Source organism: Arthrobacter sp. SLBN-112 (genome assembly GCF_006715225.1).
GTDB lineage: Bacteria > Actinomycetota > Actinomycetes > Actinomycetales > Micrococcaceae > Arthrobacter.
This window is the reverse complement of the sequence record NZ_VFMU01000001.1, coordinates 1,071,282-1,093,079: the sequence shown is the minus strand read 5'-3', so window position 1 is coordinate 1,093,079 and position 21,798 is coordinate 1,071,282. Positions and strand designations below refer to the sequence as shown.

The 21,798-nt window shown below is 62.1% G+C and carries 17 protein-coding genes; 8 read left to right on the top strand and 9 right to left on the bottom strand.

From position 1 onward, the window contains the following. Nucleotides 1-101: 101 nt before the first annotated feature. From FBY33_RS05075 to dnaA, 5 genes are all read right to left on the bottom strand, one after another. Nucleotides 102-656, bottom strand: a complete 555-nt coding sequence (locus tag FBY33_RS05075) for a DUF721 domain-containing protein (protein WP_142029577.1) — start codon at nucleotides 654-656, stop codon at nucleotides 102-104. Next, the gene (gene recF / locus FBY33_RS05070) at nucleotides 646-1,851 is read right to left on the bottom strand and encodes a DNA replication/repair protein RecF (RefSeq protein ID WP_142029576.1); all 1,206 of its coding nucleotides are present in this window, start codon (nucleotides 1,849-1,851) and stop codon (nucleotides 646-648) included. Before recF ends, FBY33_RS05075 begins: the two co-directional genes overlap by 11 nt. Before the next feature lie 45 nt (nucleotides 1,852-1,896). Beyond that, on the bottom strand, nucleotides 1,897-2,781 hold the full coding sequence (gnd, locus tag FBY33_RS05065; protein WP_142029575.1) for a phosphogluconate dehydrogenase (NAD(+)-dependent, decarboxylating): 885 nt from the start codon (nucleotides 2,779-2,781) through the stop codon (nucleotides 1,897-1,899). Between the two features lie 107 nt (nucleotides 2,782-2,888). Further along, on the bottom strand, nucleotides 2,889-4,013 hold the full coding sequence (gene dnaN, locus FBY33_RS05060) for a DNA polymerase III subunit beta (protein WP_142029574.1): 1,125 nt from the start codon (nucleotides 4,011-4,013) through the stop codon (nucleotides 2,889-2,891). A 536-nt stretch (nucleotides 4,014-4,549) separates the two neighbouring features. Then, nucleotides 4,550-5,971, bottom strand: a complete 1,422-nt coding sequence (gene dnaA, locus FBY33_RS05055; RefSeq protein WP_018769876.1) for a chromosomal replication initiator protein DnaA — start codon at nucleotides 5,969-5,971, stop codon at nucleotides 4,550-4,552. Between the two features lie 468 nt (nucleotides 5,972-6,439). Between dnaA and rpmH the strand changes: the two genes are divergently transcribed. From rpmH to FBY33_RS05015, 8 genes are all read left to right on the top strand, one after another. Next, a complete protein-coding gene (gene rpmH, locus FBY33_RS05050; protein ID WP_003800212.1) occupies nucleotides 6,440-6,577 on the top strand; it encodes a 50S ribosomal protein L34 in 138 nt (45 codons plus the stop codon). Nucleotides 6,578-6,617: 40 nt separating this feature from the next. Then, nucleotides 6,618-7,028, top strand: a complete 411-nt coding sequence (gene rnpA, locus FBY33_RS05045) for a ribonuclease P protein component (RefSeq protein ID WP_142029573.1) — start codon at nucleotides 6,618-6,620, stop codon at nucleotides 7,026-7,028. Further along, nucleotides 7,021-7,413 carry a membrane protein insertion efficiency factor YidD gene (gene yidD, locus FBY33_RS05040; RefSeq protein ID WP_200831322.1) on the top strand — a complete coding sequence of 131 codons (393 nt, stop codon included), beginning with the start codon at nucleotides 7,021-7,023 and terminating at the stop codon, nucleotides 7,411-7,413. The genes rnpA and yidD overlap by 8 nt, the downstream gene beginning before the upstream one ends. Before the next feature lie 15 nt (nucleotides 7,414-7,428). After that, nucleotides 7,429-8,397 carry a membrane protein insertase YidC gene (gene yidC / locus FBY33_RS05035; RefSeq protein ID WP_142029571.1) on the top strand — a complete coding sequence of 323 codons (969 nt, stop codon included), beginning with the start codon at nucleotides 7,429-7,431 and terminating at the stop codon, nucleotides 8,395-8,397. Beyond that, the gene (locus FBY33_RS05030; RefSeq protein ID WP_142029570.1) at nucleotides 8,397-8,960 is read left to right on the top strand and encodes a Jag family protein; all 564 of its coding nucleotides are present in this window, start codon (nucleotides 8,397-8,399) and stop codon (nucleotides 8,958-8,960) included. Before yidC ends, FBY33_RS05030 begins: the two co-directional genes overlap by 1 nt. 20 nt (nucleotides 8,961-8,980) lie before the next feature. Next, complete coding sequence (gene rsmG / locus FBY33_RS05025) at nucleotides 8,981-9,631, top strand: 16S rRNA (guanine(527)-N(7))-methyltransferase RsmG (RefSeq protein ID WP_142029569.1); 651 nt, start codon at nucleotides 8,981-8,983, stop codon at nucleotides 9,629-9,631. Between the two features lie 89 nt (nucleotides 9,632-9,720). Continuing rightward, the gene (locus FBY33_RS05020; RefSeq protein ID WP_235010451.1) at nucleotides 9,721-10,803 is read left to right on the top strand and encodes a ParA family protein; all 1,083 of its coding nucleotides are present in this window, start codon (nucleotides 9,721-9,723) and stop codon (nucleotides 10,801-10,803) included. Nucleotides 10,804-10,869: 66 nt separating this feature from the next. Beyond that, the gene (locus FBY33_RS05015) at nucleotides 10,870-12,168 is read left to right on the top strand and encodes a ParB/RepB/Spo0J family partition protein (RefSeq protein WP_142029568.1); all 1,299 of its coding nucleotides are present in this window, start codon (nucleotides 10,870-10,872) and stop codon (nucleotides 12,166-12,168) included. Nucleotides 12,169-16,229: 4,061 nt separating this feature from the next. Here the strand turns inward: FBY33_RS05015 and trxA are convergent. The 4 genes from trxA to murJ all read right to left on the bottom strand — a co-directional run bounded on the left by trxA (nucleotide 16,230) and on the right by murJ (nucleotide 21,756). Next, a complete protein-coding gene (gene trxA / locus FBY33_RS05010) occupies nucleotides 16,230-16,556 on the bottom strand; it encodes a thioredoxin (RefSeq protein WP_056335985.1) in 327 nt (108 codons plus the stop codon). 37 nt (nucleotides 16,557-16,593) lie between these two features. Further along, nucleotides 16,594-17,550 (bottom strand): thioredoxin-disulfide reductase, encoded by a 957-nt coding sequence (gene trxB, locus FBY33_RS05005; protein ID WP_142029567.1) that lies wholly within the window; start codon nucleotides 17,548-17,550, stop codon nucleotides 16,594-16,596. A gap of 254 nt (nucleotides 17,551-17,804) precedes the next feature. Then, nucleotides 17,805-19,451: an ABC transporter substrate-binding protein gene (locus FBY33_RS20320; protein WP_160141939.1), complete on the bottom strand. Its 1,647-nt coding sequence runs from the start codon at nucleotides 19,449-19,451 to the stop codon at nucleotides 17,805-17,807. A gap of 163 nt (nucleotides 19,452-19,614) precedes the next feature. After that, nucleotides 19,615-21,756 (bottom strand): murein biosynthesis integral membrane protein MurJ, encoded by a 2,142-nt coding sequence (gene murJ, locus FBY33_RS04985; protein ID WP_142029564.1) that lies wholly within the window; start codon nucleotides 21,754-21,756, stop codon nucleotides 19,615-19,617. Nucleotides 21,757-21,798: the final 42 nt, after the last annotated feature.

The window sequence follows — 21,798 nt, the reverse complement described above, 5'->3', positions numbered from 1 at the left end:
TAGGGCGGCCCAGCGGTACCCCCTCCGGGTGCCTATACACGCTTCGGTCCTTACAGCGCCCTACACGCCCTCGGGCGCAGTTTCAAGAGCTGCCGTCCGGGCTATCCGTACGTGTCCCGCGGCCCACGGCCGTTGACGCTGCGTCCGCCCTTGCGCCAGCTGGGCGCTGAGGGGCCAAGCACCTGGATGCTGGTCACCACGCCGTCGCCGAGTTCCCGGCGGAATTTCTCGAGGAGGCTGCTGCTCAAAAGCCGAAGTTGGGTGGCCCAGGCAGTGGAATCACACCGGACGTGGAGCGTGGTGTCGGTAAAGCTCTCGGGCGTGCAGTGGGCCGAGATCTCCGGTCCCACCAGCGTGGCCCACTCCGCCATCACGGAGCCCACAGCCACCGGTGACGTCCAGCCGCGCTCTGCCACCAGACGGCCAACAACCTTTCCCAGGCCCAGGGGATCGCGGCCCGTGGCGTGGAACTGGCTGAAGCCGCGGGTGTCACGGATGCTGCCCTTGGCCTTTTGGGAACCCGGCCGTGCCACCTTGCGGCGCACTTCGCCGCGTGCAGCGGCGGCTTCGCGCATCCTGTTCAGCGCGGCCTGGGGGGCATCGATGTTGTCAGGCTCGCGGCCGGGCTGGGGCCCGCCGCCCTGGTCACTGCTCATCGATACCTCCCGGGATGACCTTCACCCGCCGCCCGGACAGCTCTTCCGGAATATCGGCGTCGACGGCGGCGGTCACCAGGACCTGTTCCGCGCCGGAGACTATTGCCGCAAGTTTACGCCGCCGCTGGACGTCCAGCTCAGCAAAAACGTCGTCCAGGATGAGGATGGGAGCAGAACCGCCGGTCCGGGCATCGTCAAGCATCACATAGTACGAGGCAAGGCGGAGGGCCAGGCACATGGACCATGTTTCCCCGTGCGAGGCATACCCCTTGGCCGGCGCCTGGCCCAGCATCAGCTCCAATTCGTCACGGTGCGGGCCGACGAGCGATATGCCCCGTTCCAGTTCCTTTTTCCGTGACTCCGCAAAGGCCTGGACATACTGTTCCGTGAGCTGGTCCACCGACAGAAGGCGCAGGTCATCCGGGCCGCCCGAAGTAGTTCCGGCTGCGGCACCCTGCATGCCTCCGGCCGGGACCCCGTCGTCGTCCATCTGGTTCTGGAGAGTTGAACGGTAGGTGGCGTCAGCGGGCTTGGTTGCATCCGTGAGCTCGGCGTAGGCCCGGGCAAGATGGGGACGAAGACGTTCCACCAGCTCGAGCCGGGCATGCAGCAGCTCCGCTCCGGCCCGCGCCATGTGCTGGTCCCAGACGTCAAGGGTTGATTCATGTGCGGCCGTGAACTTTCCGGCGCGCGCCGACTTCAGCAGGGCATTGCGCTGTTTCAGGACACGATCGTAGTCACTGCGGGTGGCGGCATGGTGCGGGATGAGGCTTGCCAGCAGCTCATCCAGGAACCGGCGGCGGTTGGCCGGATCGCCCTTGACCAAGGCAAGGTCCTCGGGCGCAAAAAGGACGGTCTGGCAGATGCCGAGCAGATCCCGGGCACGGACCGGATTACTGCGGTTAATGCGGCCGCGGTTGGCGCGGCCGGCGTTGATTTCCAACTCCAGCACAGTGACCTGTGTGCCGCGGACCAGCCGGGCACGCACCAGGGCGCGCTCGGTGCCGAACCTCAGCAGCGGTGCATCGGAACTTACCCGGTGCGAGCTGAGCGTGGCCAGGTAGCCGATGGCCTCCATCAGGTTGGTCTTGCCGATGCCGTTGTATCCCACCAGGACGGTGACGCCAGGGCCCAGCGCGAGGTCAACCTGGGCGTAACTGCGGAAGTCGGTCAGTGAAAGGTGTTCCAGATACACGCGGTTTTCGGCAATTCTGGGAACCCTGCTGGTTCCCGGTGGGTGCTACTTGGCGGGACGGGTTGCGTGGCCGCCAAACTGGTGGCGCAGCGCGGAAACCATCTTCATGGCAGGAGAGGTGTCCTCCCGGGATGCGAACCGCGCGAACAGCGCGGCGGTGATGGCCGGAGCGGGGACTGCGTTGGCTATGGCCTCCTCCACCGTCCAGCGGCCCTCACCCGAATCCTCCACGTAATCGTCGATCGAGGACAATCCCGGATCCTCGTCAAGGGCCTTGACCATGAGGTCCAGCAGCCACGAGCGGACCACGGTTCCCTTTTGCCAGGCCCGGAACGTTCCGGGAAGGTCGGTGACGATGTCCTTGGCAGCCAGCAGTTCGTAGCCCTCGGCATAGGCCTGCATCAGGCCGTACTCGATGCCGTTGTGGACCATCTTGGCGTAGTGGCCTGCGCCGATGCCGCCCACGTGCACGAAACTGTCCGCGCGTTCACCTTCGGGGCGCAGCGCGTCAAAGACCGGCAGGGCGCGTTCAATGTCGGCGGCGTCGCCGCCGGCCATTAGGCCGTAGCCGTTCTGGAGGCCCCAGACGCCGCCCGAGACACCGCAGTCCGCGAAACGGATCCCCTTGGCGGCCAGCACTTCGCCGTGCTTCTGGTCTTCCGTGAAGCGGGAGTTGCCGCCATCGACGACCAGGTCGCCCTGCTCGAGTTTTTCGCTGAGTTCGATGATAACGGCGTCCGTAATTGCCCCTGACGGGACCATGACCCAGATAATCCTGGGCGCCGGGACAGCGGCTATCAGGTCATCGACGCTGGCGGCGTCAGTGACGTCGGGGTTCCGGTCGTACCCGGTGACCTCGATGCCACCCTTGCGCAGCCGCTCGCGCATGTTGAATCCCATTTTGCCGAGGCCGATCAGTCCAATGTGCATGTGGAACTCTTTTCTGCGCTAGTGGGAGGAACGGGGTTGGCGGTGGGTGGGCCCACGCCGCCCGGGTTCCCTGGCCGAGCTTGCGAGGCAAGGGGGGGCGGCGGGGACTAGTTGGGAAGGCGGACCGGCATCACCAGGTAGCGGTAGTCATCCTGGTCCTCGCCGTCGGCCTCTGCCTGGGCTGTGATCATGGCCGGCTTGGGTGCCGTGGTGAACGAGAACCGGACAAACTTGGTCTCAATGACGCTCAGGCCCTCAATGAGGTAATGCGGGTTGAAAGCGACCGTGATGTCATCCCCGGACAGCTGTGCCTCAAGCTCTTCGGAGGCCTGGGCGTCTTCACCGGTGCCGGCATCCAGGTTCAGGAGGCCTGAGGTGAAGGCGAGCCGGACCGGGGTATTGCGTTCGGCCACGAGGGACACACGCCGGACGGCTTCCACCAGTTCCTGCGTCTGGACCGTGGCGTGGATGGGGGTGGACTCCGGGAACAACGAACGGATCTTCGGGTAGTCGCCGTCAACCAGAAGTGATGTGGTGGTGCGGCCACCGCTTTCGAATCCGATGAGCCGGCTGTCGTCGTCGGACAGGGCCAGGTTGATGTCACCGCTGTTGCCAAGGGTCTTGGCGACCTCATTGAGGGTCTTTGCCTTGACCAGCGCACTGGTGGAGATGCCGGGGGTCACCGGTTTCCACGGTACTTCCCGCATGGCGAGGCGGTAGCGGTCAGTGGCCAGAAGGGTGATCAGGTCGTCTTCGATCTCCATCCGCACGCCCGTGAGGATGGGAAGGGTGTCATCCTTGCTGGCCGCGATGATGACCTGCGAAACGGCCTGGGCAAAGGCGTCGCCCGGAACAGTTCCGCTGATGGCCGGCAGGGCAGGGAGTGGAGGGTATTCGGCTTCCGGCATCGTTGCCAGGTGGAAGCTGCTTCGGCGGCAGGTAAGCGTGACTTTGTTGCCGTCCGTTTCGACGTCGACCGGTGCCGAAGGCAGGCTGCGGCAGATATCGGCGAGCAGCCGGCCCGAAACCAGGATGGTTCCTTCGTCCCTGATATCCGCCGTGATTTCAAGCCTTGCCGAGGTCTCATAGTCGAAGCTGGACAGGCTGACTGTTCCTGCTTCAGCCTTCAAAAGCAGGCCGGAGAGGACAGGCACCGGCGGCCGCGGAGACAACGAACGGGCTGTCCAGGTGACGGCTTCTGCCAGGACGTCCCGATCGACTCTGAACTTCACGGAAGGGTGCCGCCTTTCATTGCTGCTGCCATGTAAACCCGGGAATTTCGAGGGGAAACTCCGGAAGAAGTTGGGCGCACCCTGGCTGGTGCATGGTCTGTTCGGACCGTAACCACACAAAAACCCAGGGATGGGAGCGCTGCTGACAGCTTAGCCGGAAGATCCTGGATTAACCCATCCCCCATGATCCGGCCCGGCCGCTTTGGGGCCGGCAGGCCCCCTCGTCGAACACCCGCATCGATCTTGTTGTTTGAGGGAATTCAATTTTTTGGGATTCGTAGTGTTAATAACTGCTGTGGAAACTGTGGATAACCCGGTCCTGCCCCACGGTTCCGCGGTTAAGCCCTGTTCACGAAGTGTGCGTTACTGGGTTTTAAACAGGGTGTGGATGGGGACAACGTCAAGGCCGGTTTTTAACGATCCACAGACGCCTTAAGGGTTTTAAGCCCATTAACCGCGCTTGTCCCCTTAACTATCCACAGGCTTATCCACATGCCCCTGTTAATAAGGTATAGAGCAGCGGGGTTGATGTGGATTCAGGAGTCCCGCTGTTGCTGTTTGATCCGGTTGGTCAGCTCTGTCACCTGGTTGTAGATCACACGGCGCTCGGCCATCAGCTCGCGGATCTTGCGGTCAGCGTGGATCACGGTGGTGTGGTCGCGGCCGCCAAGTTCCTGTCCGATCTTGGGCAGCGACATGTCAGTCAGCTCCCGGCAGAGGTACATGGCGATCTGCCGTGCGGTAACGAGCGTCCGGGTCCGGGACTTGCTGCACAGTTCTTCCATGCTGAGCTTGAAGTAGTCCGCGGTCTGCTGAAGGATCTGGGCGGATGTGATCTCCTGTGCGCCGTCGTCGGTGATCAGGTCCTTCAGGACCATTTCCGCAAGGGCTACATCCACGGGCTGGCGGTTCAGGCTTGCGAAGGCCGTTACCCGGATCAGTGCGCCTTCAAGCTCGCGGATGTTGCTGGAAATCTTGGAAGCGATGTACTCCAGGGCATCGTCCGGCGCCGACAAGCCCTCGCTCAGTGCCTTCTTGCGAAGGATGGCGATACGGGTTTCGAGTTCCGGCGGCTGGATGTCCGTCAACAGGCCCCACTCGAAGCGGGACTTCATGCGGTCCTCGAACCCTGCAAGCAGCTTGGGCGGCTGGTCCGAGGTGATAACCACCTGCTTGTTGTTGTTGTGGAGCGAATTGAACGTGTGGAAGAACTCCTCCAGCGTCCGGTCCTTGCCGGCCAGGAACTGGATGTCATCAATGAGCAGCACGTCCACATTCCGGTACGTGGTCTTGAAGCTGGCGCCCTCGTCATCACGGATGGAGTTGATGAAGTCGTTGGTGAATTCTTCGGAGTTGACGTAGCGGACGCGGATTCCGCTGTAGAGCCGCCGGGCGTAGTGGCCGATGGCGTGCAGGAGGTGGGTCTTGCCCAGTCCGGAGTCACCGTAGATGAACAACGGGTTGTAGGCCTTGGCCGGAGCCTCAGCTACAGCGACGGCGGCGGCGTGGGCAAAGCGGTTCGAGGAACCGATCACGAAGGTATCGAAGACGTATTTGGGGTTCAGCCGGCCGAATTCGTGTGACGTGCTGGGCAGCATGGGCTGCGGCTTTTGCTCGATCAGCTGGTCGGGTGCGTAGGCGGGTTCGACGACGGGCTCGGGCTCTTCGTGGATGGGAACCAGATCGGTGTCGACGTCGATGGCGCAGCGGATGTCCTCGGAGAAGACGTTGTGCAGGGCATCGTCCAAGGCGTCCTTGACCTGGGTCTGCAGCACTTCCCTGGTGAGTTCGTTGGGGACGGCAACCAGGAGGGTGGAACCGATGAGGCCCTGTGCCTGGGCGAGGATGACAAAGCCCCTTTGGCGTGGGGATACACGGTGGTCCTGTTCCAGCAGGCTGACAACCCGGCGCCAGGAACTTCCGACAGTATTGGCGTGGTTGGCTTCGTCTACTGTCATCAATCGGTTCCCTCAAAACTTGCTTTGCCTGCGTTGCCTGCAGCCCAAGTCCGGAACCAGGGTGCTGGCCCCACTTAATCCACAGGGTTATGCACAGTGCGTGGATAATCGGCTACTGGGACACTCTAGGGGATGAAAAGCCTAGAAGATAGCTGGGGATCCGGCTGTGGATAATTACACCGGTGTGGTTCTTCAAACGCCCCTGTGAGCCACTTCATCCACAGGCCGTTGGGGATACTTAGGCACAGCTGGGGATAGCCCGGGAGGACCCTTCCGGTTTGACTCGGGGCCGTAAATTGCCCTAACGTTGTGAAGTCCTTTGTGTCCGCTTTTTGGCCCCATCTGAACTCCCCAGGCGCAGTGCGTCAGGGCAGCCGGGGGAAGCGTGCATATACAAAACTTAGCGTCGGCCAGTTCTTCCCCATACTGATCGGGTGGGCGCACCTTTGATCCACTGGAGTAACTAACGTGAGCAAGCGGACTTTTCAGCCGAATAACCGCCGTCGAGCCAAGAAGCACGGCTTCCGCCTTCGTATGCGTACCCGTGCCGGCCGTGCCATCCTGGCAGCCCGTCGTGGCAAGGGCCGCACCGAACTGTCGGCCTAAATAACTGGCTTGTCGGTAGACATCCCTTTGCGAGTTTAAGGTGCTGGCCGCCCGCAACCGCTTGAGGACCTCAACCGATTTTTCAACAACTGTACGTTCCGGTGTCCGCAATGGGCGCCGGAACGTAGTGTTATATGCGGCAGCCATTGCTGCCGACGAACCCAGCCGGATCGGGTTCATCGTTTCCAAGAGTGTAGGGAACGCTGTGGTCAGGAACCTCGTTAAGAGGAGACTGAGAGAAGCAGCTGCTGCCTCGTTGCGCGAGCACCGTACGGGACTGGCTATCGTGGTTCGGGCGCTTCCCGCGTCCGCGTCCGCCAGTTGGGACCAGCTGCTGTCGGACTACAACGCTGCACTGGAATCTACGCTGAACCGGCTGGCTGGCCGCCCTTCACGGGCTGCCGCGACAGGTTCGGCCGGTACAACACAGAAGGGGACAACGCGTGCCTAACGCCACCGCCGTCGTCGCCCTTTTCCGCAACCTGGCCGCCGCCGTTGGGAGGTTCCTCTGGAACCTGCCCCGGAACATCCTCATCCTTCTGCTGATGGCCTACCGCAAGGTGGTTTCTCCCTTGTACGGGCCGGTCTGCCGATTCTTCCCTTCATGCTCGGCCTATGCCCTTGAAGCGGTCACCGTCCATGGCGCCGTCAAGGGCAGCTGGCTCGCGGTCCGGCGCCTTGGCCACTGCCATCCATGGAACGCCGGCGGAGTGGACCACGTCCCCGCCGGCCGCAGGGAATGGCCCGCAGGCCAGACCCCCACAATTGTTGTGCTGAACAATCCGGACAGGTACCTGGTTGCTCGGACTGATGAAGAAGGCCGCAGTGCGGCCTGACGAATAGGGATAAGTATGGACTTCTTTGGAACAATCATGGCCCCGTTCAAGTGGCTGGTTTCCATCATCATGATCGGATTCCACGATGGCCTGAGCGCCATCGGGATGCCTGCTGCGAACGGCTGGACCTGGACTTTGTCCATTATCGGACTCGTGCTGGTGATCCGCGCAGCCCTGATTCCGGTATTCGTGAAGCAGATCAAGGCGCAGCGCGGCATGCAGCTGCTGCAGCCGGACCTGAAGAAGCTCCAGGACAAGTACAAGGGCAAGACCGACCAGCTGTCCCGCCAGGCCATGGCCCAGGAACAGATGGCCATGTACAAGAAGCACGGGACCAATCCGTTCTCAGCCTGCCTTCCCATGCTGATCCAGATGCCGTTCTTCTTCGCCCTGTTCCAGGTGTTGTCGGGCATCACTGCAGCGCGCCAGACCGGTGCAGGCATCGGTGCCATGAGCCACGAGCAGGTGGTGCAGTTCGATGAATCCAGCATTTTCGGCGCCCCACTCTCAGCATCCCTGTTGCATGGCGGCGGCGGCGACCAGGTGGTTGTTTGGGTCCTCTCGATTGTGATGATTCTGGCCATGACGGCCTCGCAGTTCATCACGCAGAAGCAGATCATGGCCAAGAACATGTCTGAAGAGGCCATGGCCAGCCCGTTCATGCGCCAGCAGAAAATGATGCTGTACATCCTGCCGCTTGTCTTTGGCGTGGGTGGCATCAACTTCCCCATCGGTGTCCTCATTTACTGGACCACCACCAACCTCTGGACCATGGGCCAGCAGTTCTTCGTCATCCGCCGCATGCCGACGCCGGGATCCCCCGCAGCCAAGGCCCTCGCCGAGCGCCGTGCCGCCAAGGGCCTGCCGGCCTTGTCCGTCCTCACCGGCAAGCGGGATGAAGCAGTCGACGCCGCCGGCTCCTCCGCAGTTGAGATCAAAGGACAGCGCGTCCAGCCCCAGCGCAAGAACAGGAAGAAGAAGTAATGTCAGCCGAGAGCACCGAGCACGCCTTCTCTGAAGAGATCGAAGATCAGGACGAGTCCGTGAACCAGGATGCTTCGTCCCCCAAGGTCTCTGCCGTCAGCCGCCTCGAGGAAGAGGGGGACGTGGCCGCAGACTACCTGGAGGAACTGCTGGACATCGCCGACATCGACGGCGACATCGACATTGAGGTACGCAACGGCCGGACGTACATCTCCATTGTTGCCGAAGAGGAATCCGAAGGGCTCGAAGGCCTGGTTGGCGAAGACGGTGAGGTCCTCGAGGCCCTCCAGGAGCTCACCCGGCTGGCTGTCCTGTCCGCCACGGAGAACCGTTCCCGGCTTGTCCTGGACATCAATGGCTACCGGCAGGAACGCACCGGCCATCTGCAGAAGATCGCCGAAGACGCGGCAGCGTCTGTCAAGGAAACCGGCAAGTCCGTGGCGCTGGAACCGATGAGCGCCTACGAACGCAAGATCGTGCACGACGCCGTAGCCGACCTCGGCCTCGTGAGCGAGTCCGAGGGCGAAGGCGCCGGACGCCACATTGTTGTTTCCGCAGACTAGAGAATGCTGACCCGATAACCATGGTTGACATCACGGCAGCAGAGCTTCGCGCTGCTGAGAAGATCTTCGGCGACCGCCTGGAACTGGCCAAGCGCTACGTGGAGCACCTGGCCACGTCCGGGACGGAGCGTGGCCTGATTGGGCCGCGTGAGGTTCCACGGTTGTGGAGCCGGCACGTGCTCAATTGTGCTGTCATCGAAAGCGAGATTGCCCCCGGAAGCCACGTTGCCGACGTCGGAAGCGGTGCCGGACTGCCGGGGCTCTGCCTTGCCATTGCCCGTCCCGACCTTGAGCTGACCCTCATTGAACCGTTGGAACGCCGCGTCATCTGGCTCCAGGAAGTGGTCGATGACCTCGGCCTGGACAATGTCACGGTGATGCGCACGCGGGCTGAGCTCGCGGTGGGGCACGTGGAGGCTGACGTGGTAACGGCCCGGGCGGTATCCGCTTTGACCAACCTTGCCGGCCTGACAATCCCGCTTCTTGGCGGCCACGGTGAAGTAGTGGCCATCAAGGGCCGGAGTGCGGGCGAAGAGATCGAAAAGGCGGCCAAGACCATCCGCAAACTGGGTGGTATCGCAACCTCCGTGCTGACCGTCGGCGACAATCTCCTGGAGGAGCCCACCACGGTGGTCCGCATCGTGGTGAACAAGTCCCAAAAGAAGTCCTAATGCGGGCCTGCTGACGGCTGTCAGCAGGCTGGAGCAGTTAGGCTAGACAACGGCAGCAAAATTGGCTGAACGAGAGTGAGTGTGCCCCAGTGACCAGTAGTGAAGCCTCCGCACAACGGATCCCACCGTTTGTGTCTTTGGGGTCGGCACGATCTGTCGCTGGGTCGGGGTTGGCGGGCACCGCTATGGCTCCAGGACGGGGCGGAAATCACCCTAAGACGGTTGGTTCTGCCGCTTCCGCTGGCGCGGTTTCACGTGAAACAACCTCGGCTGGTCGTTCGAACGTTATTGATGCCATCGATGACTCGAGCCCCATTGCGCGCGAGCTGGCGCACGAGACGAAGCGCCGTGAGCGCCTGATGGGCCGCCAGCTGCCCCGGCCCGAAAAGACTCGGATCTTCACCGTTTCAAATCAAAAGGGCGGCGTCGGCAAGACCACCACTACCGTGAACATTGCTGCGGCACTGGCGGCGGCTGGACTGAACGTCCTGGTTATCGATATCGACCCGCAGGGCAACGCTTCCACTGCGCTGGGAATCGAACACCATGCCGATGTGGACAGCATCTACGACGTTTTGATCAATGACGTCCCGTTGGCCGATGTGGTCGCCCCGTGCCCGGACATAGGCAAGCTCATCTGCGCCCCGGCCACCATCCACCTTGCAGGTGCCGAGATCGAACTGGTGTCGCTCGTGGCCCGCGAACAGCGGTTGCGCCGCGCCATCGATGTCTATGCGAAGAGCCGCGAGAAGAACGGCGAAGAGCGCCTGGATTATGTGTTCATTGACTGCCCGCCCAGCCTGGGCCTGCTGACGGTCAATGCTTTCTGTGCGGCCAGTGAAGTGCTGATTCCCATCCAGTGCGAGTACTACGCCTTGGAAGGCCTGAGCCAGCTCCTCAAGAACATAGAGATGATCCAGAAGCACCTCAACGCGGACCTCGTTGTTTCCACGATCCTTCTGACGATGTATGACGGCCGCACCAATCTTGCGGCACAAGTCGCTGCGGAGGTACGGCAGCACTTCCCAGATCAGGTTCTTTCGGCCGTGGTGCCGCGGTCGGTACGCATTTCAGAGGCGCCCAGCTACCAGCAGACGGTCATGACATACGATCCGTCCTCGAGTGGTGCACTGTCCTACCTGGAAGCCGCTGCTGAAATAGCGGAACGCTAAAATCTTCATTACCGCAACGCACGGAGCCAGGCTGGTCCGGGGCTCTACCACTGGAGGGATTTACCCATGAGCGAGAAGCGACGGGGCCTAGGCCGCGGTCTTGGCGCGCTGATTCCGAGTTCCCCCGCAACCAATGGGGCCGGCAACGGTGGTGCGGTATCCCGACCCGTGGATCTGTTTTTTCCGGAAGGCCGGAAAAAGACCGAGCCGTTGGAACAACCTGCAGCCGACACCGCCGGGGTACAGGACAAGGACGCCGCTGCCCCGGGGATGCGACCGTCTGCAGCTAAGGCAGCTTCTGCCAATTCGGATCCGGACAAGAGTAGTAACGCTACCAAGTCCGCTCCTGCAGCTGATGAGGCTCCGACGAAGAAGACTCCTGCCAGGAAGACTTCCGCGGGCTCCAATGAGAAGCCTGGACCCTCCCCTGTCGTGGAGACAGCGGCTGCTACCGAAGTGACGGAGGCTACTGCCGTAGACAGCCCGAAGCCAGCCAAGACCGTCCCTGCGGACACACGGGCTGACTCCGGTGTTGAGCTGGTGGAAGTTCCCGGTGCGCGGTTCGCGGAGATCCCGGTGTCCGACATCCATCCGAACCGCAAACAGCCCCGAAATGTCTTCGATGAAGACGACATGGCTGAACTCGTCCACTCTGTGCGGGAGATCGGCGTCCTCCAGCCGATTGTTGTTCGGACATCAACCGAAAACGATAGTGAGCCGTACGAGCTTGTCATGGGTGAGCGCCGGTGGCGCGCCGTGCAGGCAGCGGGTCTGGACACCATCCCTGCCATCATCCGCGACACGACGGATGACAATCTCCTCCGGGATGCCCTGCTTGAGAACCTCCACCGCAGCCAGCTGAATCCGCTTGAAGAGGCTGCTGCTTACCAGCAGCTCTTGGAGGACTTCGGGACCACCCACGAGCAGTTGGCGGACCGCATCGGGCGTTCCCGTCCCCAAGTGTCCAATACGCTTCGCCTGTTGAAGCTCCCCCCGCTGGTGCAGCGGCGTGTTGCTGCCGGTGTGCTGTCCGCAGGCCACGCCAGGGCTCTGCTGTCCCTTCCCGATGCTGCCGCCATGGAGCGTCTTGCGCAGAAGATTGTTGCTGAGGGGATGTCTGTCCGCGCCACGGAGGAGGCTGTGACCCTCTATCAGGATCCTGCCAAGCCGGCAAAGAACAACATTCCGCGGCCCGGTGCACGGCATGAGCGCCTGGACTACCTTGCGTCGTCGCTCTCCGATCGCCTTGATACGAATGTCAAGATCTCCCTCGGGGTTAGGAAGGGCAAAGTCAGCATCGAGTTCGCCAGCGTGGAGGACCTGAACCGAATCATGGATGTCCTTGCCCCTGGTTCGACCAACTGATCCAGCAGCGAAAGGCCCGATTCATCACGAATCGGGCCTTTTTCTTTTCCTGTTGAGCTTCTACGTCCATCCCGGTGAAGCCGATTTTGCTTGTAGCATCCGGATCGTGCCGTCTCGTGGTGCCGGCGCCCGTCTTGGAAGGGCGAATGTCTCCTATATTTGGAATCGGGTCCGTTCTGAAGTTCGCGTACAGCCTTCCGTGGCGCCGCGTCGCCATGGCCGGATGAACGGTCGTATTGCAGCGGAGCGCCTTGGAGCTGCATACAGCGCCGCTCCTGCGGCCAATCCTACTGACTTCACCCCTGCCCCGGTTCATGTTCCGACCGCCAGCATCCCCTATTTAGTTATGAGTGCTTTTCCATTGCAGCAGACCGCGCTGCATTTTGCGATGTTCCCAATGCTTTGTTGTAGTTGGGGAACCCCGTAAACGTCTAGCTGTCTTCGTTTCACGTGAAACCAAGGCAAGGGTATTCAGTCCTGCGGAGGGGCCGAGAAGGGATCTGCCAGGTGAGTCCCCTACCATCACTCTCAGTTATCAAGAATGCGCAGGCGCGAATAGACGGAAGTGGATCCGCTTCCTGAGATACCGCGTGTTTGGGTGAGGTGGGAGCATTGCCCGATCTGGTGCCACAGTAGGTGCTGCCTGCCCCGGATTCCGCCCTCACGCACGGCAGCGCGCCTAGGTGCACCTGGTGCTCCTACGGTCTATCCGCTCGCGGGGAGGCAACACCTGACTCTTGCGCGCTCCGCGGGTAACGGTCGTATGGGAGGGCTCTACAGGGTAGCTATGGGGCCGCAACCCTTACGAGGAGGGCGTGAAGCAGGAAGGGGTCTTGTATGGGAGTCGCATGCGTTCCCTAGGGCGTGGCTTTCGGCAGTCCCATGGGCAGCCCCTAAGTCATTGGTTGACCCGCTAACACCGGTACTTTGGGTCTCGCGGCTGCAAGTAGTTAGCCAGTCCGTTATCTTCTGTATCCGAAATGCCCAGCGCCATTGCTAGGCCGTTCTGTCGGGCTCGAACACAGTCCTGGTGCCTATAACACGGTCGCAATATCGGCGCTCAGGTTGTGACTCGTGTTGAACCCTAACCCACGAGTCTGCAGAACCATCGGGAGGAGCTCGTATGTTTCACGTGAAACTGCGTGCTCGGGGATTTCGCTGCCCGTAGGATCCTCGACGGGGCGGCAAAATCTTCGCGACCGGGTCCAGTGTTTCACGTGAAACAGCTCCTGCTGAGCATGCTCCTTCCCATGACCGTGCAGATGCTTACCAGCCAGGGTCCGTCAGCAATAACGGCACTGTCTGCTCCATCACGGGTTCGGCCTGCCGGCTATCTGCGATTGTCGTGCTCTTTTCCATCCCAATGCTCGATCGTCCTATGGCCGGTCCCTCGTCTCCCCCAAGATCTAGTTGCCCCCTAAACACCCCGTGAGTTAGGGCAGGCAGCCGGGCTGACCACTGTGAGATCGACAATCGCTCAACGCCAGAGGTTCCGCTCACCCTGCAGCGTACCCTTCCTCTCCGAAGTAGGTGCGCTCACACGCGCACGTGATTGGTGAGGGCGTAGTTGTGGCGTTACTCCGCTCGATCGGGACCTATTTACCGCCGTAGCGCACTGCGAGGCTGACAGCGCATGGAGAAGCTGGGTAAGGATTTTGTACCGTAAGTGGCGGCGGCCGCGAATTTAGTAGGCTTCTCATTGCTGACCCAAGGCCAGCAGGGACTTCATGAGGCCGCGACTGGAACGCAACGAGCGCGCCGAGGGGGCCCTGAGATGGGCTAAGGAATGTCAGCGTAGGACGGAGGAGGCCGGTGGACCTGCGCTTCTGAGTTACCGGATCAACGAACAGGCGCTCTGCACGTGGGCAATCTCACCGGTGGATATCCCTGTGGATAACGCTGTGGAGAAGATTGGGTATAACGAGCGATGTGTGAATCGGGGGCGGTGCTTCGTTCCAAACCGCCGGGCCTGCACTTTTGTTCGCGAGGTATTCGCGCTACCCTTGCGCACGCATTGTTTCACGTGAAACACGTCAGGGCCGCGCATGACGCTGGTGGGTCTACGATAAGCAACCGAAGAAGTGTGAAAAGCGGCGACCCAGCGCAAGCTAACAGCGCATCCCGGTCCCCGGCTGTCGCGCACAGCTTGTCACACGCGACGTAACGATACCTGCTGTGGCGTTTTACTCTGAAACTCCGACGTGGACATCGATCCTGGCGTCCCAAGAGGGGTGTGGATAAGTCTGTGGATAGGCGATCCATCCGGGTGTGGATAACAGTGTGGACAAAGCCACGATCTCCTCCCTAGGCGGTGCCGCAGGAACTGGTCGCCGGCCAGCTACAGGATACTTGTTGGCGCGCTCTTGCCCGCGAGGAGGCCGACCGGTCCTCTCGACTATGACAAGCGCAAGGCTCCATCCATTGGGGGAAGGCCTGGCCATGCTCCTGAACCGAGAGTGCGATCTCATACCGGACTTCAAACCCCTTCCGGGCAAGCGGCGTCCGGCGCGGCTTGCATCTCCCGAAGGCCTAGTGCTGTGGCGACCTAGTGCTGTGGAGTGGGTTGATCCAGCCTGAGCCCAGCCAGCACATCGTCGTGGCAGTCGCGCAGCTCCTACGGCGCTAGGTGCACGCCTCCTACGGATAGCAGAAGGTGAAATCTACTTCTTCCTTATCCAGCCGATGCTGCAGACGCTACCCTTGGTCGTCGGATTCATAACAGCTCAGACGGCGGATCCTTTTTCCACGTGACCGATGGTCTGTTGGCGTAGAAGTCTGGGGTTGAATTGCTGAGGAGAGGCCTCAAAGCAGCTCCAGCCTGGCGAATGCGATTCCTTGAGTCGCGTTTCACGTGAAACATGCCCCTCTGTTTCACGTGAAACAGTAGCGGTACCCGTTGGGGCCGTCGTGAATGGGCAAACGTCAAGATGCACACATTCAACGATGGGAGGAAAAACTCCCCTAGGGATATCTGCAACCGTGTGGTCCGTCGTGCGCGGAAATCGATGCCTTCGCCGCTTATGTCACGAAGGATTGTTCATGTCTGGTGCCCGCCAGGTAGCGGCTTCCAGCCACGCAGGAGCTCATAGGACAACCTCCAAATCCGTTGGGAGAACCGACGTGTGGCGTGGCGTGGGTCTTAGACAAAGTACTGGCTGCATCCAGCCGGGTACAGGTTGAAGTGTGCTTACGCGGCAGGCCGCCGCGCAGCAGCACAGACGCCCCTAGGGAGAATTACCCGGTCACAGATCTTCAATCCTCCCGCGTCTCCCAGACGAGGATGCGGCGCTGGTGCAGGCCATGGACATCCAAGGCATCCTTACAAAGCGGATAGAAGCTGTACAGGCGTTCTGGCGGTGCCCCAGCCGAAATCCTCCACACCACGCGCCCGTTGCCCCTGACAGTGGGCCTGCCGGTGAGGGCAACCACCTACTCTTTCGGTGACGATTCGTTTGTAGTGTTGAGCCACCGCCTGCAAGCGCACGGAAACCTGCGACTAGTCAGTCGAAAGCATGGTGCATACCGCTGATCTCGCGCCGCCGTGCGTTCCACCATGTTGTGTTCCTATGCATTCGCGAGAGTCATACAGTGCGTGCGGACGAGCTGCTGGGCTGGCGGGCTAGGCTCCGATTTGATTCAGAGCAATCCTGTTTCACGTGAAACCACGGCGGACCTGTGGTCCTCCCCTTCGCTATTTTGGAAAACTCGGAGCTCCAGGGAAAAGGCACCTGGTAGCACAGGGGGGGTGAAGCTGCATCAGGTTCCAGTCCGAAAATCAGAGTCACCCGCGCCCTTAGCAGATCCTTCGACTGCGTAGTGGGGGGATACCGGAGACGACACTCCCATCGTTCTTACGGAGCAGCGCCTATCGGGCACCTAATCGAGGCGTTATTGTGCTGACAATTCAAACTATAGAAAAGGATAGGTACCGCAGGAGTTTCACGTGAAACATCAGGATGAAACCAGCGCACCCTGCCCGGCTTAAACAAGAATGGCCACCGCTGAAAGGCGGTGGCCATTCTCATATCGGTAACTCCCCTGCTTGTGACTGGGGCAGTCAGTTACGAAAGAACGTCAGAGAATTCCTTCTCAAAGAACTGCTTCGGCTTGGCACCGATCACAGTGCTCTTCACTTCGCCGCCCTGGAAGAGGTACACGGCCGGGATGGAGGTGATTCCATATTCTGCGGCAATGGCGGGGTTGTCGTCGACATTGACCTTGACGACGTCCACCTTTTCGCTGTACTCGACGGAGATCTCGTCAAGGATGGGGCCGAGCTTACGGCAAGGGCCGCACCATTCGGCCCAGAAATCGACGATTACCGGCTTCTCGGCGGACAGGACGTCGGTGCCGAAACTTGCGTCAGTTACATCTTTAGCGTTGCTCATAACCTTATCTTTCTCTTCGGATATCAATGGGCGCAGATTATGCCGGCAGGTCTGCCAGGTAGTGTTCGACGTCGATCGCCGCCACGCAGCCGGAACCGGAAGCGGTGATGGCCTGGCGGTAGGTGGGGTCCACAACATCGCCGGCAGCGAATACACCGGGAACGCTGGTCCTGGAGCTGCGACCCTCCACGGCGATGGTTCCCTCCGGGGTCAACTCGAGCACATCTTTGACGAGGTCGGTACGGGGATCATTGCCGATAGCGACGAAGACACCGGTGACTGCAAGCTCCGACAAGGAATCGTCCAGCAAGTTCTTCAACCGGAGACCGGTCACTTTATCGGTTCCCAGCACATCGTCCACGGTGCTGTTCCATACGAACTTGATCTTCTCGTGGGCGAGTGCGCGGTCTGCCATGATCTTGGAGGCCTTCAGCGAATCACGGCGGTGGACAACCGTTACTGATTTCGCGAACTTGGTGAGGAACAGCGCCTCTTCCATGGCCGAATCACCGCCGCCGATGACAGCGATGTCCTGGTCCTTGAAAAAGAAACCATCGCAGGTTGCACACCAGCTAACACCGTGTCCTGACAGGCGCTTCTCATTGGGCAGACCGAGCTCCCTGTAGGCGGAACCGGTGGAGAGAATGACCGCCTTCGCCTGGAAGGTCTCCCCCGTGCCGATGGTCACCGTCTTGACGGGACCATCAAGCTCCAGCGCTGTGACGTCCTCAAACTGGATCTCGGTCCCGAAGCGCGCTGCCTGCTTCTCGAAGTTCTCCATGAGGTCCGGCCCCATGATCCCGTCAGGAAAGCCCGGATAGTTCTCCACGTCGGTGGTGTTCATCAACTCGCCGCCGGCGGTCACAGATCCGGCCAGCAGCAGTGGCTTGAGGTTCGCCCTGGCTGTATAGACGGCTGCCGTATAGCCCGCCGGGCCTGAGCCCACAATGATGACGTCGCGAACGTCGGACGCCGTCTTCTCTTCGATGGTCACTGGACCGTGAACCTCTTCCTTGTTCGACTCGCCTCCCGGTGGAGGCCGGCCACATGGCACAACTGTGCGCGCGTGCTGAATATTCCAGCGCCCGGGCAAGGTGAACCATCGGGGAAGACGGGAGACCAGCCGTCACAGGGCGCTCTTTCCAGAGTACATTCCCGTTGCAGCTGCGCGGAGGGCAGCAGTAATAGCGGCAGTAATATCCGGAGCCGTAACGATGCGTGCTCCGACCCTTGCTCTTGGGACCCTTGCTACTGGACCTTGATTTCAGCCAACCGGAGGCCGTAGCCGTAGCGGGTCTTGGGGGCAGCCAGCTTGGGGAGTGAATTGATGGAGACAATGACGTACTGTGCCTGGACCGGTTCCGGGAGCGGCATGTTCAGGTCTGTGGACGTGAAGCTGTTGGTTCCCACTGCCTTGGCTCCCTCCACGGAAGGCCGGTCATTGGTGTATACGGTGATGTTGCCGCCCGACCCTCCAAGCTGGGAGAGCGTGATGGAAGAGACAGTGGCGGTGCCCTTGAGCTTCACTACGAGGGGAACGCCCTGCGGCGCCAAGCCACCCCAGTTTTCTGTGGCGAATTCCATGTCGGACCAGTAGCTGGCGGCGTTGCCGTCGTAGGCCTTGACCAGATCGCGATCGAAGGTTGCGGCGAAGTCGAAGTTCCCCTGGCGGCTGACACTCTCTATGGCCGGGGGAACGGCGGGGGGCGCAGACGGTGCTGCCTGGGTTGCAGGGGTCTGTGAGTTGGTGGTTGCCGGGGCAGCTGTTGGCTTCGCCTGCGGTTCTGAGCTGAAGAGGCTGCCGAGATTGGTTACGGCGAAGATCAGGCCTGCGATCAGTACGACGGCAAGGAGGCCGCCAACCAGCCAGCGCATTGAGCGGGGCTGGTTTTCGGGCTCATCACGATCATCGTCGTCATCGGCACGGTCAGCGAACGCCACGCCGGCGGCAGCGGGTGCCGCCGCACGGGCGAAGAAGGCCGGCTTGCCCGTTGCCGGACGCTGTTCCCGCGGGGATTCGTGACTGTCCTCGTAGTGGTCCTTGTCCTCTGCCTGCGCATAGTCGTCATCGGACCACAGGGAAACCTTCGGCGTGCGCTCCTCTTCGGAGGGCTGGACCCGCGGCTGGGGTGTGCTTGTGGCAGCCGTCTCGTTGGGGCCCGTATCTGCGTCCGCGGAGCCGGCGCGCGCCTGTAGGGATGGGTCATGAGGGGCGACAGGCTGTGCGGCAGTGGCATCCGGATCGATCCGGGAGGCTCCGCCTCCGGCCTTCGAAGCTGCGGCACCAGCAGTACCAGCACCGGCCACACCACCAGCAGCGGCGGCCCCGGCAACGGAACCCGCAGCGGTTGCGCCGTTGCGCCCAGGCACAGCGGGCTGCTGCCCGGCGGGACGGGCAGCAGGCCTGGGCGGTACGGCCGGAGCGGAACGGTAGGGATCAACCTGGCTGGGGTGCGTATCGGCGTAGTTGATGTATCCGGCGTCGACGTGGTCTTCCTCGTCGTACGGCTCGGGCTCGTGTGACCGCGGCTGGCCGAAGATTTCGCTGCCCAGGGTGTCCGTGAAGAACGGCTCCACATAGGGCGGATTGGGCGTTACCGCGAGGTCCAGCAGGTCAGCGGCAGAAGTGTGGTTGGTGATGAGGTAGGTGGCGTCCTCGGTGACGCCAAGGTCCAGTACCTGCACGGTGCCGGGACGTTCGCCTGTGGCGACTTCGCGGGCACTCTGCGCAACCTGTTCGGTGTTCTCCGGTCCGGCTACCAGGATACTGACGGGGCGGTTGAGGACCTGGTCCACACCGTCCAGCACCAGATCGTGGTCGTGCGAGGCCAACACTGTGGCGGTGACCTTGTAGCGGCCGCCCAGTACTGATCCGACATCGATCGGGTTGGACACGTGTTCCTCCTAGACTGTCCGGGATTGCCGGTCTGATGACGCAACCGCCGTTCGGGTGCCGCGCATGGCAGAACCCCGAATGCAACTACCCCTGTACCTGTTCGATCCTAGCCGATCCGCCCCAAACGGCCGTGGAGAAGACGTGCGCCGGACCGGACGGGACTCACTTTTTCCGCTTGCGCCGGGTCTTGAAATACGGGTTCTCGCCGGCCTTGCCTTGGTAGGTGCGGCGGCCGGGAAGCGGGATCTGCTCCCTGAGCAGGCCGCCCCGGGCGGTGCCCGGCTGGTCCTCACCCGGCAGGTAGGCGCCTTCGGCACCTTGCCGCGCGCCGTCGTCGTACGTTTCCTGCCGCCGGGAACCGCGCTCCGGATCCGGGCCGGCACGGAAGGAGACGGCGTCGAACTCGCCTGAAATCCGGGGGATAAGCCCGGTATCAACGGACGTGGTGGCCCGCTCGGGGCGGTGGTTGCGCTCCCCCTCGGCACCTTCACCAGGAGTGGGCGACGGCGTGTCCCCGGCGTCCGGAGCAGCGGCCTGGCGGCCGCGGCCAAACCTGCCCAGCAGGGGCCGGAGCATGTCGCTGAGCTCCGAGACCCGGAACAGCTTGAGCAGGAAGAAATACACCACCAGCATGACGGGGCCCACCACGATGACAGTCACCAGCGCGGTGAGCCGGTTCTGCCATGCGAAACCGTCCGGGTTGTAGCTGCCCATGAGCCACAGGGCGCCCGCAGCGGCGATTGCCGAGCCAAGGGCCGCGTACCCCATCCGGATGTACGAGTTGGCGATCCGCGGGCCGTCCAGGTGGCCCAGCATGCGCCGCAGGAAGAACGCACTGATGACCACGGAGAGGATGTTGCCCACCATGTAGAGGACGGCGATGGCGTAGATGATCTGGCCCACCGGCAGGAACTGGATGGCAAAGGCGCCGGCCACGTACACCACGGCGAGCAGCAGCTGCACGTAGAACGGTGTGCGGGCGTCCTCGTTGGCGTAGAACACGCGGGACATCATGAAGTTGGCACTCATGAACGGCGTGCTGAGGGCCAGGATGGTCAGCGTCTGGGCCAGCATGACGCCGTCCTGCCGCGAGCCGCCGGAGAAGAACATGCCCAGCGGGCCGGCGAGGGCAAACAGCGCCAGGGCGCCGAACACGGTGGCCACGGCCATGGTCCGCAGGCCATGGGAGAGGGCATCGCGCAGTTCCGCGCGGTTGCCGTCCTGGGACGCCCTGGTCATGCGGTTGAAAAGCACCGTGGCCAGGGACAGGGCGATGATCGAGTGCGGCAGCAGGTACAGCTGGCTGGCCACTTCAAGGACAGCGTTGCCTGGGAGGGTGTCAGCGGAAGGGTCCTCCGCCTGCTGCAGCCGGATACGTTCGGCGCCGGGGATGGTGGCGATGCGCATGACGTACAGGAAGGCCAGCTGCCCGACGGCGGCCGTCAGCAGCGTCCATACGCTCAGCCTGGCTGCGTGGCCAAGTCCCACGCCGCGCCACCCGAACCGGGGACGGAGGCCGAGTTTGAGCCGGAACACCGGCACCAGCAGGATGGCGGTCTGGGAGAGCACGCCGATAGTGGAGAACCCGGCCACCAGGAGCGTTTGGGTGGGGCCCCAGTTGTCCAGCGTGTGGGGGTTGATTTCGTTGGTGCCGAAGATCCAGATGAACATGCCCAGGCCGGCGATGGCCACCAGGTTGTTCAGGATGGGGGCCCACATGGCGGGCCCAAAGGCCCCGTTGGCGTTCAGCACCTGGGTGAGCAGGGCATAGAGCCCGTAGAAGAAGATCTGTGGCAGGCACCAGAACGCAAAGGCCACCGCCAGCGCTTTTTGCTGGGGTGAATAACCCTGCGTGGTCAGTTCGATCACGCCCGGCGCTGCCAGGGTGACCAGGGCCGTCAGTCCCAGCAGGAGCAGCACAGCCAGCGTCAACAGCCGGCTGATGTAGTCCGCTCCCCTGTCCGGGGCTTTGCTGGCCTTGATGATCTGCGGGACCAGGACGGCGTTGAACACGCCGCCGGCCACCAGGAGGAAGATCAGGTTGGGCAGGTTGTTGGCGTTGATGAACGTGTCATTGACCGTTGAGCCCAGGCCCAGGGCGGTACCGAGCATCCACGTCTTGCCGAAGCCCAGGAAACGCGAGACAAGGGTCCCGGCAGCCATGATGGCGCTGGAACGGGTCTCGCTGGCCCCCGCTGCTGCGGGCTGGGCCATGTCCGGAGCCGCCGGCTCCGGGGGCACCCCGTCGGGTGCGGCATCATCGGGCCGGCCGGACCGGTCGGAAGGAAAGTTGGTAGCTGACATCGACTTCATCGTCTCACCCACCGGCACTTAACACCGCAATGG